The sequence below is a fragment of the Bacillus sp. YH3-2-B2 genome, from assembly GCF_053663335.1.
In genome coordinates this window covers 91979-104465 of record NZ_JBSJQE010000001.1, presented here as the reverse complement: position 1 = coordinate 104465, position 12487 = coordinate 91979, and the positions used below count along the sequence as shown (strand labels likewise).

At 48.3% G+C, this 12487-nt stretch carries 13 protein-coding genes; 8 read left to right on the top strand and 5 right to left on the bottom strand.

Translation table 11 applies throughout. From position 1 onward, the window contains the following. Positions 1–34 precede the first annotated feature (34 nt). Positions 35–1168, bottom strand: a complete 1134-nt coding sequence (locus ACWJJX_RS00615; RefSeq protein ID WP_033574472.1) for a DUF445 domain-containing protein — start codon at positions 1166–1168, stop codon at positions 35–37. Between the two features lie 237 nt (positions 1169–1405). On the opposite strand from ACWJJX_RS00615, the gene ACWJJX_RS00610 reads away from it, so the two are divergent. From ACWJJX_RS00610 to ACWJJX_RS00585, 6 genes are all read left to right on the top strand, one after another. Continuing rightward, entirely contained in the window at positions 1406–2497 is a 1092-nt protein-coding gene (locus ACWJJX_RS00610) for a YheC/YheD family endospore coat-associated protein (protein ID WP_070081574.1), read from the top strand. Next, positions 2487–3845: a YheC/YheD family endospore coat-associated protein gene (locus tag ACWJJX_RS00605; protein WP_053573527.1), complete on the top strand. Its 1359-nt coding sequence runs from the start codon at positions 2487–2489 to the stop codon at positions 3843–3845. Before ACWJJX_RS00610 ends, ACWJJX_RS00605 begins: the two co-directional genes overlap by 11 nt. 82 nt (positions 3846–3927) lie before the next feature. Continuing rightward, a complete protein-coding gene (locus ACWJJX_RS00600; RefSeq protein WP_012117190.1) occupies positions 3928–4143 on the top strand; it encodes a YheE family protein in 216 nt (71 codons plus the stop codon). 224 nt (positions 4144–4367) lie between these two features. Then, the gene (locus ACWJJX_RS00595) at positions 4368–4574 is read left to right on the top strand and encodes an alpha/beta-type small acid-soluble spore protein (RefSeq protein ID WP_003155280.1); all 207 of its coding nucleotides are present in this window, start codon (positions 4368–4370) and stop codon (positions 4572–4574) included. Between the two features lie 101 nt (positions 4575–4675). Beyond that, the gene (locus tag ACWJJX_RS00590; RefSeq protein ID WP_003155283.1) at positions 4676–4801 is read left to right on the top strand and encodes a hypothetical protein; all 126 of its coding nucleotides are present in this window, start codon (positions 4676–4678) and stop codon (positions 4799–4801) included. 28 nt (positions 4802–4829) lie between these two features. Next, a complete protein-coding gene (locus ACWJJX_RS00585; protein WP_454022652.1) occupies positions 4830–5450 on the top strand; it encodes an NAD(P)-dependent oxidoreductase in 621 nt (206 codons plus the stop codon). Positions 5451–5490: 40 nt separating this feature from the next. Here ACWJJX_RS00585 and ACWJJX_RS00580 read toward each other — a convergent pair whose 3' ends face one another. Both ACWJJX_RS00580 and ACWJJX_RS00575 read right to left on the bottom strand, forming a co-directional pair. Beyond that, complete coding sequence (locus tag ACWJJX_RS00580; RefSeq protein ID WP_454022651.1) at positions 5491–7512, bottom strand: ABC transporter ATP-binding protein; 2022 nt, start codon at positions 7510–7512, stop codon at positions 5491–5493. Then, positions 7509–9266: an ABC transporter transmembrane domain-containing protein gene (locus tag ACWJJX_RS00575; protein WP_182068752.1), complete on the bottom strand. Its 1758-nt coding sequence runs from the start codon at positions 9264–9266 to the stop codon at positions 7509–7511. Before ACWJJX_RS00575 ends, ACWJJX_RS00580 begins: the two co-directional genes overlap by 4 nt. A gap of 421 nt (positions 9267–9687) precedes the next feature. Between ACWJJX_RS00575 and ACWJJX_RS00570 the strand changes: the two genes are divergently transcribed. Next, a complete protein-coding gene (locus ACWJJX_RS00570; RefSeq protein WP_003155289.1) occupies positions 9688–10188 on the top strand; it encodes a universal stress protein in 501 nt (166 codons plus the stop codon). 38 nt (positions 10189–10226) lie between these two features. Here the strand turns inward: ACWJJX_RS00570 and ACWJJX_RS00565 are convergent, their stop codons facing one another. Next, positions 10227–10778 (bottom strand): hypothetical protein, encoded by a 552-nt coding sequence (locus ACWJJX_RS00565; RefSeq protein WP_060657740.1) that lies wholly within the window; start codon positions 10776–10778, stop codon positions 10227–10229. Between the two features lie 108 nt (positions 10779–10886). Here ACWJJX_RS00565 and ACWJJX_RS00560 point away from each other — a divergent pair, with 108 nt between their 5' ends. Continuing rightward, entirely contained in the window at positions 10887–11471 is a 585-nt protein-coding gene (locus ACWJJX_RS00560; RefSeq protein ID WP_015388489.1) for a TetR/AcrR family transcriptional regulator, read from the top strand. A gap of 42 nt (positions 11472–11513) precedes the next feature. Here the strand turns inward: ACWJJX_RS00560 and dat are convergent, their stop codons facing one another. Next, the gene (gene dat, locus ACWJJX_RS00555; RefSeq protein WP_077722003.1) at positions 11514–12365 is read right to left on the bottom strand and encodes a D-amino-acid transaminase; all 852 of its coding nucleotides are present in this window, start codon (positions 12363–12365) and stop codon (positions 11514–11516) included. Between the last annotated feature and the right edge of the window lie 122 nt (positions 12366–12487).

Here is a 12487-nt window from a genome sequence, read left to right as displayed (position 1 = left end):
GCGGAGCGACTTTCATCATCGGCGTATGTTTTCCTTAGAAAAGAATGACAAACAAAGCCTGAATTGCTCCGATTATCCCGCCGAGCAGACCGCCTAAATACGTTATCATCTTAAATTCTCTCTTGGAAATTGACAGCACCATTTCTTCCAGCCGTTCAACGGGAAACTGATCAACCTGCTCTTTGACCACTTCCTCAAGACGCAGCCGTTTCAGCACATCCTCCAAATGAGCGGCAATACTGCCGAGTGCCGCATCAAGCAGCTTCGGCGCGTACGTCCCCGTAATCTCCCCTTCATAACGGGAGATGATGTCACCGATCCGGCATTCGAAAAAGGGCGCGGTTTGAAGTGCGGCCAAAGCCCGCTTTTTCATGCTGAACAGCAGATCTTTCGCATTCCACTTTTCATCGGCCTCATAAAGTGTATAAGATTTGAGCTTGCCCCATTCTTGAGAAAGCAGATCAGCCAGAAGCTTTTTCGTTTCCTCATTGCGCAAAAACTTTAACAGCTCAGGCAGCACACGGTCTGCCAAGCTTGAATTGCCGAGGAACATCTGCACCATGCCGCCGAGCATCCCCCGGGAATTCAAAAAGTCGTCAATCATATTTCCGAGCCTGTCTTTCCCTTCTTCGCTCTCAAAATAATCAATGCTCCGCTTCAGGATATAATCTGCGGCCAGCGGGATTTTTTCATCCAGCTTTTCCTGCAGCTCATCAGGAAGCCAGTCTTTTATGGCGCGGTGCTCATATTTCCGGTACAGGTCCGAAAGCTTTTCATCGGTAAAACGATCAATCCAGGCATCCGTCTTTTCCTGCGGATTCCGGATGCCCGCGGCGGCCAAAGCTTCGTGCACCGTCATCTCGGAAGCGGCCATTTTTTGCGTGAATTGTTCGGCGAAAAGAAGCGCCTGGTTTTTAACGGTATCTGATAAAAGCCGCTTTTTTATTCCTTCCGGGGTTAAAAGGTGGTTCGTCACCATGAGCCCCATTTGTTTTGCCAATTCATCCCGTCTTTTCGGGATCAGCCCCGGCGTAAACGGAACCCGTTTTCCGAACAGGTAATACGGCCGGTACGGACGAAATAACATCTGAATGGCAAGATGATTCGTCACCGCGCCGATCGCGGCTCCGATCACAATCATAAATAGAAACGTTCCTGCTATGCCCATTCCTTTTCTTCTGCCTCCATCTTATGTTCTATTTTCTTGATGATATATCTATTCGTATTATAGAGGCTGGCGGGCATGCGGGCAAATGAAGAACCTGAATTGTTGTTTGTGAGGAATAAGGCAAGATGCTGTTTCGTACTCTTTACAGTAGATCATCTTTTATGATGGGCTTAGCATATTTATTGGATGGAAGGGCCGTTCCATCAGCGGCTTTTTGAATAAAGGGGGAGTAATAATATGACAACACTCGGTTTTATGTCTGTATCCCGCCGGCACGAAGAAGATTACGCCGGGGAATTGGCTGAAAGAGCGCCTCAATATAATGTGCGCTTAGCCCGCTTTACACCGTTTGATATATTTCCGGATTCTTTGCGCGTGAAAGCGCTCGTCTATCACCCGCAAAGCGGAAAGTGGAACGAAACGGAAATCGATATTCCCGAATATATTTACGACCGCTGTTTTTACGGAAAATCCGCTGAAGCGCAAAAAGCCAAACCGATCGTCGAATGGCTGAAAAAATATCCGAAAACGGAATTTATCGGGCGGGGGCTTCCTGATAAATGGACGGTCACGGATGCGCTCCAAAAGCATCACCTGATCAGTCCCTATATTCCTGAAACGGCCGAAGTCAGCCGCTATGAACAGGTGCAATCATACTTAGCCAAGGAAAAAGCATGTATACTTAAGCCCGCTTTCGGCGCGGGAGGCAGAGGCATCATCCTGCTTGAAACAGGCAAAAAATCAATTACGGCCACTTACTATATCGGAAAAAACAAACAAACAAAATCATTTTCCAATCACGTGTCTTTTAAGTCTTGGTGCAAAAAAGTGCTGCAGCACCGCTATTTGCTTCAATCCTACTTAAATATCCAGGATAAAGAACGGCATCCGTGCGACATCCGCATTTTCATGCGCAAAACGGAGTCAGGCGTTTGGGAAACGGTCGGAAAAGCGGTCAGAAGGGGTTATCAGAACGGTCTTTTATCTCATTTGCCCGGAGGATCAGAACCGATTAAGTTTGACACATGGTTTGAGGAAATTCCGAGAAAGCAGCAGGCCGTTTTATTGGATGATGTCTTTTCGATCACCCAATCCGTCCCTTATTTCCTTGATGAACGGTTCGGACCGCTGTTTGAGCTGGGGCTCGATATTTGTTATGCCAAAGACGGACGCATCTGGCTTTTGGATGTCAATTCAAAGCCGGGACGGAAAGCTATTTTAAGCGTGGCTCCGGAGGCGAAAGAGGATTTGTATACGGGTCCGCTGAGACGCTTCCGCGAACTTCAGTCACAGGAAAGCAGGAAAGGAGTATTACCGCGTGAATCATAAAGGGATGATTGTCGGCATCGATAAAAAAAGCAAAAATACGCTGTTTCTCCCCTCCTCCATGAAACGGGAAGGGCTTTTATCCGCTGCCTTCGGGACCAAGGTTGTCAAATGCCGTGTAGCCTTTTCTCAATCACTTGAAAAAAGCGCGCTCCTTTCTGAAGATTTGTTTGAGGAGCTGTTGATACCGTATAAAAGCCGGGCTGACTTTCTCATACACGGCCAGACGGTGCACATCGGACCGCTGATCGGCGTTTTCACAGCCGGGTTCACATCATCGCCGTCCCGCCCGTTAAGAGACCGTACAGCCTTCTTTTCCAAGATGCTCTCACTTCATGAACAGGCGAACGGATATTGTTTCGTTTTCGGGGCTCATCAGATCAACTGGGAAGAAGGCACCGTCCAAGCGCTGATTTATAAAGAAAACAGCTGGAAACGGACGGCCGTCCCGCTTCCGAATGTCGTATATGACAGGCTCCCGAGCCGAAAAACGGAAGGAGTTCCGCTTTTACAGCAGACAAAACAGAGGCTGATGAATGACTATCAGATTCCGTGGTTTAATCCGCAATTCTTTAATAAATGGGACATTCATAAGCTTCTGGAAAAAAACAGTCTCACCGCTTCACTTCTGCCAAAATCTGTCCTGCACCCGAATGCAGAAGCGTTAGAGACGTTATGCAACACATTTGACACCGTCTATATCAAACCTGCAGACGGCGCACTCGGAACGGGGATTTACAGGGTGGAAAAAACAGATGCCGGCTTATCTGTCAAACACACGAATGAGGAAAAAACGGTGGTGACGGCAGAGTATTCAGATGCGGCATCCTTCATGAAATCATTTAAAGAAAACAATGACCCGTCCGCATTTTTAATTCAGCAAGGCATTGACCTGATCCGGCTGGATGGACGCCCCGTCGATTTCAGGGTGCACACGAATAAAAACGCCGAGGGGAAATGGACAGTGACGGCCATCGCGGCAAAAATTTCCGGTGAAAACAGCATCACGACGCATCTGGCAACCGGCGGAGAAGTCAGGACGTTAGCTGAATTATACGGCGATCCGCGAGAGAGAGTCGGCATGATGCGGAAACTTTCAAAAGCCGCCTTGGCGGTCAGCCGCGTGTTAAATGAGCACATTGAAGGTTTTATCGGCGAAATCGGTTTTGACCTCGGCGTCGATCATTCAGGGAAAGTTTGGATGTTTGAAGCCAATTCCCGCCCCGGGCGCAGCATTTTTTCCCATCCGAAGCTGAGATCGGTCGATTACCTGACAAAACGGAGAAATTTTGAATACGCGTCCTATTTATCAGAACGGTCCATCACCGCCCCGGAAAAACTTTGGCGGTGAGGCTGTCTTTTTTTGGGTTTACCCGGGACAGGCACAGAATGATGAGCTACAATGAACAAGATCAACATTTCCCACAAGGAGCGTGAACGTCATGATTTCGCACTTCAGCTGGAAACCGTTATTCAAAAAAGAGAAACTGCCCGGATGGCGGATTTCATTTTACTGGCAGGGTACGCATTACGAAGGGATTTACCATAAGTCCGGTGACATTGAATGGGGACACACACATCCGGGAAAAGAAGAGCCGGCTCTCGTAAAAGAGCTGCATGAATTAATGCTTTATCACATATATGACTGAAAGCTAAAAGCTCAGCCGCATCAGGCTGGGCTTTTCTTTTTCCTTCCGCTATTTACCACCCGGTTTTCCGAATGAGATGCCGTTTGATTCACCATAATACGTAGTACAAAGCGGCAAACAGCATTGGGTGAAGCCGAGCTGGCAATGGTTTTCATTCCGAAAATCATCGGCTGGTGCAATTCCAGCAAACCCAACCATACTACTTAATAAAGGAGATCATACAAATGGCAAACAACAACTCTTCAAACCAACTATTAGTACCCGGCGCTGCTCAAGCAATCGACCAAATGAAATACGAAATTGCTTCTGAGTTCGGCGTAAACCTTGGCGGAGAAACAACTTCTCGTGCAAACGGTTCTGTCGGAGGAGAAATCACGAAACGTTTAGTATCTTTCGCACAGCAGAACATGGGCGGCCAAGGCGTACAATAACTCAATAAATGGCTTACAGAAGGCGCGGGATACCGCGTCTTCTTTTATGCCGTCACCCTTTTTTCCTATTTCACATACCCTAGGAAAAAAGGAGGGAAAACATGTCATTCATTGCCTCAGTCAATTGGGAGCTGTTTCAGTTCGTAAGTGTTTCTTTGGTCAATGAATATGTTGCCCACCATTTCCCGTTTATTCACAGGCATTCTTTTCCCCGCTGCTTTGAATGATATAATGAGCGGCGAGGAGGTTTTTTACATGAACATCGCTTTACTCGGAGCAACGGGAAGAGTCGGACAGGCTTTTATAAAAGAAGCGCAGAAACATGGACACATGGAGATATTCGCTCTTGTCAGATCAGCCGGAACAGTCCTTCCCATTCCTGAAAAACAGATCATAACAGGGAATGCGAGGCGGCGGGAAGATGTAAGCCGATTGATTTCCAAAGCGGACACAGTCGTGAGCTGTCTCGGCACGGACGGTGACGATACCCTTTCAGCCGCTATGACCCATATAATAGACGGCATGAAACGGCATCATGTTCAGCGTCTGATTACGATCGGCACCGCGGGTATCCTTCAATCACGGCTTATGCCTGATCAATATCGTTTTGAATCGGCAGAATCAAAACGAAAATCAACAGGAGCCGCAAAGGAACACGCCCGCGTATACGAGATGCTGCTGGCAGAGGATCTTGACTGGACGATCATCTGCCCTACCTACCTTCCTGACGGAGACGCTGCCGGAGTTTACCGGTTCGAACAGGATCGCCTTCCTGAAGACGGCGCCGAAATCACAGTCGGAGACACTGCGCATTTTCTGTACCGCGAGCTGATCAGCCCGCAGTTTGTCAGAAAACGGGTAGGACTGGCTTACTGAATGAAAAAAGGGCGAATCTCTTTAGATTCACCCTTTCCGATTACACCGCGGACTTCGCCGATCCTTTCTGCAATTCATACATTTGATGGTACTGCCCCTTTTGCGCCATTAATTCGTCATGGCTTCCCTTTTCAATGATGCGGCCCTTTTCCAGCACGAGAATCTGGTCTGCGTGTCTGATCGTGGAAAGCCGGTGGGCGATAATAAATGTCGTGCGCCCTTCTTGAACGACTTGCAGCGCTTTTTGAATGACTGCTTCTGTTTCGGTGTCAATGTGCGCCGTCGCCTCATCCAAAATTAAAATGGCCGGATCGAACACAAGCGCTCTTGCAAAAGAAATCAGCTGACGCTGGCCTGAGGATAGTGTGCCGCCTTTTTCAGTGACGGGCTCTCTGATGCCCTTCGGCAAAGATTGCAGAAGACTTGCGGCGCCGACTTGGCGAAGCGCTTCTTCCGCCTGCTCCAAAGAAATACGCTGATCATCGAGGGTCACATTGGAGCCGATCGTTCCAGAGAAAAGATACGGATCTTGAAGCACGATCCCCATATGGGACCTCAGCTCCTGCCTTGACATGCTGTATATGCTTTTATCGTCCAGCAGGATATCCCCTTTTTGGGCATCATAAAAACGGAACAGAAGATTCAGGATGGAGCTTTTGCCGGAACCCGTATGGCCGACGAGGGCGACCGTCTCGCCTTTTTCAGCTGTAAAGCTGATGTGTTTCAGCACCTCTTCTCCCTTACGATACCCGAAAGAAACATCGCGGAATTCCACAGTCCCTTCCGCCTTTCTGTCTGCGGGAGCGCCTGTTTCTTCCGTTTCCTCCTCCTGTAAAAGCTCAAATACTCTGGCGGCAGAGACACGGGCCAATTCAAGCTTCGAAAATTGGTTGACAATTCCCGTAACCGGCTGGAACAAACGGTTTAAATAATCAACAAATGCATATAAAACACCGATCGAAACAATTCCGGCCGCACTCAGACTCGCGCCTCCGAAATACCAGATCAGCCCGACAAACGCCAGATTGCGCAACACATTGACAAGACTGTGGGACATGAGGGAATTTAAGGACAGCATTTTGTTTTTGTAGCGAAAATGAGCTTCATTCAATTCTTCAAATTCCTTCATCGTTTCCTTCTCGCGGCGGAACGCCTGAATAATCGGCATTCCTTGAATGGACTCATTCATTTTCGCATTGATGTCACTGTTAATGGAACGGATTTTTTGGTTGAAGACGGATGCGTATTTGCGGTACACAACCGACCAGATCATTAAAATCGGAATAATCAGAAGGCAAACGGCGGCCAGCCTGGCGTCAAGCATAAACAGCGCCGTAAAAATGCCGAGCATATAAACGCCGCTTGTGATAAATGTCGACAGCACCGTTACATATAAATCCCTGACCGCTTCTGTGTCATTCGTAATACGGGCCACGACTTTTCCGGCAGGCAGATTATCAAAGTAGCGGATCGGCATTTTCTGAATGTGTGAAAATACATCCTGCCTCATGCGCTGTATGATCCGGTTCGCTCCCATCTGCAGCAGATAATGCTGACCGTAATGAAAACATACGGAAAACATGAGCAGTCCGGCGTAAATGGCGGTCAACGTCAGCAATCCTTTTATTTCCGGACGGTAAAATTCAAAAATCTCCTGTCTTGATAACGTAATGGCGGGATATGACCTGCTTTCTTTACCGTTTGATATTGTCAGCCGGCCGTCAGCCACCGAACGGTTTCCGTCAAAACTGACGGGACGGTCAACAAAATAGTAGCCCGCACCGACTTGATAAATGTGCGCCTCTCCGGTTTTATCCGCCCCCGGTTTGAGCCGGTCCTCCCTGACATAATCATGCCCCCGGAACCTGACGGCGCCTGGATCGTCCGCAGAGGCTTTAACCCATGTTTTTTCAATGCCGAGAATGTGGTCGTCAATCATTTTTTTTCCGATAAACGGGCCGGTCAGCTCAGTGCCGACCGCAATAATGAGCAGGACGACCGCCCATATCAGCAGCTTCTTATATTGAAGCGCGTAATTCCATAATCTTCTCCCGGTCTTCATGCGCCCGTCCCCCCTTCTTCAAGAGATGACAGCTGCTGCCTCTCATATTGTTTTCGATACCAGCCGTTCTGCTCCAATAGCTCCCGGTGCGTGCCTCTTTCAGACACCCGGCCTTCATCCATGACGAGAATGAGATCTGCGTGTTCAACTGCCGAGAGCCGGTGGGTGGTGATAATCGTTGTTTTATGCCGCCGTTTTTTACGGATGCTGTCAATGATGGCGGCTTCCGTTTTCGCGTCTACGGCAGAAAGCGAATCATCTAATATGAGAATGTCAGGATCGGTCAAAAGCGCTCTCGCAATTGAAATGCGCTGCTTTTGTCCGCCCGAGAGCGCTACGCCCTTCTCGCCGACAAGCGTCTCAAGCCCGTCGGAAAGCATGCCGATATCGTTTTCAAAATGCGCATCTTTCAGCGCGCCGCCGATTTCCTCTTCGTTTGCATCCTGCCGTCCGTAAAGCAGATTCTCCTTTACAGTCTTAGAAAATAAAATATGATCCTGCGGCACATAGCCGATCCACCCGCGGAGCTCCTCAAGCGGGATCTCCTGAATCGGAACGCCTGTAAACGTGATTGCTCCCGCCCCGGGCGGATATTCACGCAACAGCTGCTTAATGATCGTCGTCTTTCCGCTTCCCGTCTTCCCGACAATGCCGAGTGTCTGCCCTTTTTCTACGGAAAAAGATACATCGGAAACCGCCGGTCCCGCTCCGCTCGGATACGTGAAAGTCACTTGTTCAAAAACAAGACGCCCGGGCTCCTTGATGCCGGCGGGGCGCTTGGGCCCGATCACGTCAGGCTCATAGGAAAGCGTCTCATTGACACGATCCAAGGAGGCATTTCCGCGCTGCATGATATTGATTAATTCTCCGATCGCAAACATCGGCCAGATCATCATTCCGAGGTACACGTTAAACGATACCAGCTCTCCCAGCGTCAGCCGGTTTTGAAAAACGAGATAAGCGCCGTAGCCGAGACCGATGAGATAGCTGAGGCCGACGAGAAGTTTCACAGTCGGTTCAAAAAGTGAATCGATAAACGCCACCTTCATATTTTTCTCATATACATCCGCCGTCATATCACCGAACCGGCTGACATCATTTTTTTCCTGTACGAAAGCCCGGATGACCCGGACGCCGGATACCGACTCCAGCACCTTGTCATTTAATGATCCGAAAGCATCCTGCGCTTCCGTAAACCGCTCATGGATCTTTTTTCCGTACAGGCTGACCGCAGCCGCCATTATCGGCAGCGGAATAATCGCGGCAAATGTCAGCTTCCAGCTGATGAGAAGCCCCATTGTCAAAAATATCGTCAGCATATACATCGTCGAATCAACGAGCGTTAAGACCCCGAAGCCCGTCGTCATACTGACGGCCTGCAGGTCATTTGTCCCCCGCGCCATTAAATCGCCCGTTCTGTATTTCTCGTAAAACGGCGGTGACATTTGAAGAAGCCTTCCCATCAGTTTTGACCGGAGAATCTTCTCCATGACATTCGCCCCGCCGAAAAGCTGATACATCCAAAAATAAGACAGTAAATAGACGGCTGCCGTTAATGCGAGAAAAACACATATGTAAAACATCATCCCGCTTTTCGTAAACACGCCCGCCTTCATATCGTCTATCGCGTTACCGAGAAGTTTAGGCGGAAACATCTCAATGACATTCACAATCAATAACAGAACAATCGCTGTCGTATAGCGCAGCCAATAGGCTTTAAAAAACCACGCGAGCTTTTTTAATACAGTAAACAAATACCGTCATCCCCTTTCATCAATCAGCCGCCCTCAAGCTTTTCCGGATTGTTTTTCATTGTTTTCGCTAATGCCGCCACATGCATCACACCTGTCTTTCTTTCATTTTTTTGTATAAAAAAAGACATGAAGCCTCAGCTCCATGCCTCTTATTATTATAAATAAGGTACAGACCCGCCGTTTATGCGCGACTGCCCCGTTTTTAAGCAAATGTTCAGAAAACGGAAGCTGTATGGGAGTCACGCCGGTATTCAGCTGAAGATGAGTTGACAAGCTTTAGTTTTGACATGATCCATACCTCCTTTTTCCCTATATTGTTCCTTCATCATATAAACAAATCCTTTTTTTGTCAATGCAGGTTTTACATTTCTGCCGCACGGGTATTGTAAAACAAACCTTTTTTACTGAAAGGATGAGGCTGATGTTTCACGCAGACCGGTTGATAGCAGCTTTTGACGGAAGTGATGATAGTAAAAAAGCGCTTCAAAAAGCCATAGACCTTTCAAAAACGTTTCACGCAGATTTAACGGTCGTACATTCCCACAATGCAAAAGATACCCAGACGATTGTTGATCCCCCGAGGCCGGGAGCCGGGGCAACGTATATCGGCGGCGGGATTGCAAGCGTTCCTGACCCGCTCCAGGCGGAAAGAATCTCCCCTGATCCGATGATTTATGAAGACCGTACGGAAGAAATCGTTGCGGAAGCGAGAATGCTGATGAACGACAGCCAGATTGACGGGGATATCGACATTTTAGAAGGTGATCCCGCTGATGCCATTATCGAGCATGCCGACCGTATATCGGCGGATTTGATCGTCATGGGGAGCCGGGACCAGAACAGGCTGAAAAAACTTTTATTCGGAAGCGTCAGTGAAAAACTGTCATCGAAATCCGATATTCCCGTGCTGATCGTAAAATAATTCTTTCTGTAAAGCAGCTTAATCAAAAGCTGCTTTTTTTACAGCTCCCGGCTGTTTTTTCTTTTTTTCGGCATCACAAAAAAACTCGCCATGATCAAAAAATCGATGCACAATACGACAGACCAGCCCTTTAACAGTCCGCTGAGCGCTTCGGTGCGGGAAGCGTCCTGAATGAGAAATACCGTTCCGGCTAAAAGAACGCCGCCGATGACAAATGCTAATACATGTCTTCCCCATCCTTTTGCATAATGTTTGGCATAATCCAGTCCGTACCGCTTGACCGGTTTTGCCCCTTCCTTTACCACATAATAGCGGAACCGCTCATCCGCCCATTGAATCATGCTTTTTCCGAAGGCGACAGACACTCCGATATAAACGGCCGCCACTGCATGCGCCATAGTCGCCGCCGCCCCTCTGTATAAATCAGCTGCGGCCGCCAGAAACAGTACGGCATCCAATATAGGAATGAGAGCGAAAAAAAACATTCCGAGCTTTTGCCGCCTGAATATATAGCGCGCCGCCAATCCGAAGATGACAGCTGCCCAAAAAGCAGCCTCACAAATGACAATCAACCAAGCAATCGCGTTCAATCCGGTTCCCCCTTATCGTTTTCTAAAATGCATTGTATCACTGCTTTTTATTTAATACAACTGTATCACAAAATTGCAAGAAAAAATATTTCCTGTTACACTGGAACCATGCCTAAAATAATCGATCATGAAAAAAGAAGAAAACAAATAGCCGAAGCCACTTGGCGGACGATTTTGGAGCGGGGAATGGAAGGAGCGACAGTGAGAAACATCGCCCAAGAAGCGGGTCTTTCTTTAGGCGCGCTGAGGCACTATTTCACCACCCAGGATGAGCTTTTAGGGTATGCGATGACACTCGTAAAAGAAAAAGCGGCCGCCAGAATTAACGAAGTTGCCATGAAAGATCTGCCGCCGAAAGAAAAAGCGGTGCGTCTGATGCTTGAAATTATCCCGACAGATGAAGAAACGATGGCTGAAATGGAGGTATGGTTCGCTTTCACAGCTTATGCCAGACATAAGGGAGAAGAGTTTCAACCCCAGCAGGACGGGATCTTGGCATATATCCGCGGCCTGATTGACTGGCTGGATGAAAATAAGCTTCTGAAACCAAATCTTGATAAAGAAACCGAAGCGGAGAAAATGTACGCTATCGCCGACGGGTTGGCGCTGCATGCCATGCTTGAACCTGATCGTCTTTCAAAAGAGAAGATCTCCCGTGTGCTCGTTCAGCATATCGAATCTCTTTTTATCTGACTGAAGCAAAAAGGCCGGATGTGTTCCGGCCTTTTTTTCAGCTTATGACTGAACGCCGAGCTCCTGCTGAATGTGCGACTGAAATGCCTCCTGAATCGTTTTGGCTACAGGTCCCGGCGCGCCGCTTCCGACCGGTTTTCCGTCAAGGGTTACGATCGGGATTAATTCAGACGTCGTTGACGAGATGAAAATTTCATCCGCATCTCTGAGTTCGTCTTCGGTAAGAGCCTTCTCCCGCACCTCAATCCCGTTTTCTTTCATCAGCTCTAACAGTTTCATCCGCGTAATGCCGTTTAAAATCAGCTCATTTGCAGGATGCGTCCGGACGGTGCCGTTTATGACGGCGTATACATTGGATGAGGTTCCTTCCGTGACCGCTCCGTCCCTTATCAGCACCGCTTCATAAGCGCCTGCTTCATAGGCTTTTTGTTTTACCATCACATTATACAGTAAATTCAGACTCTTAATGTCACACCTCAGCCAGCGTTTGTCTTCCGCCGTGATGGCCTGCGCTCCGGCTTTTTGTTCATTTTCCGGTTTTTTCACTGAAAAGGTGTATGCCGTCGTCTGCGGCTCCAAACCTTCGTCATACTGGTGCTTCCGCGGCGCCTTCCCTCTCGTCGTCTGTATATAGACCCCGCCGTCAATGAGTTTGTTTTCCTGTACGAGCTTTTGCAGATCCCATTCTATGTCCTCTGCGGAGAACGGCAGGGTGATGCCGATTTCTGCGGCGCTTCTGAAAAGACGGACGATATGCTCACGCAGACCGAATAAGGCGCCGTTATACACTCTGATGACCTCATACACACCGTCACCGAATTGATATCCGCGGTCCTCAATATCAACTGCCGCTTCTTCACGATCAATCAACTGGCCGTTTACTAATGTCTTCATGTAAACCCTCCTAATCGTTATCTGCCGTGATGTGCATTCTCAGCTGTTATTGTCAACTATTCTATCATACTGAACGAGCCGGCTGCGGAGTTTATTTTTTTCTTAAAATCTTATTATTCGAC

What these genes read in the sequence shown, in the direction of transcription:
- ACWJJX_RS00615 (WP_033574472.1), bottom strand. Translation starts at nt 1,168, where the DNA reads ATGGGCATAGCAGGAACGTTTCTATTTATGATTGTGATCGGAGCCGCG.
- ACWJJX_RS00610 (WP_070081574.1), top strand. Translation starts at nt 1,406, where the DNA reads ATGACAACACTCGGTTTTATGTCTGTATCCCGCCGGCACGAAGAAGAT.
- ACWJJX_RS00595 (WP_003155280.1), top strand. Translation starts at nt 4,368, where the DNA reads ATGGCAAACAACAACTCTTCAAACCAACTATTAGTACCCGGCGCTGCT.
- ACWJJX_RS00590 (WP_003155283.1), top strand. Translation starts at nt 4,676, where the DNA reads ATGTCATTCATTGCCTCAGTCAATTGGGAGCTGTTTCAGTTCGTAAGT.
- ACWJJX_RS00585 (WP_454022652.1), top strand. Translation starts at nt 4,830, where the DNA reads ATGAACATCGCTTTACTCGGAGCAACGGGAAGAGTCGGACAGGCTTTT.
- ACWJJX_RS00580 (WP_454022651.1), bottom strand. Translation starts at nt 7,512, where the DNA reads ATGAAGACCGGGAGAAGATTATGGAATTACGCGCTTCAATATAAGAAG.
- ACWJJX_RS00570 (WP_003155289.1), top strand. Translation starts at nt 9,688, where the DNA reads ATGTTTCACGCAGACCGGTTGATAGCAGCTTTTGACGGAAGTGATGAT.
- ACWJJX_RS00560 (WP_015388489.1), top strand. Translation starts at nt 10,887, where the DNA reads ATGCCTAAAATAATCGATCATGAAAAAAGAAGAAAACAAATAGCCGAA.
- dat (WP_077722003.1), bottom strand. Translation starts at nt 12,365, where the DNA reads ATGAAGACATTAGTAAACGGCCAGTTGATTGATCGTGAAGAAGCGGCA.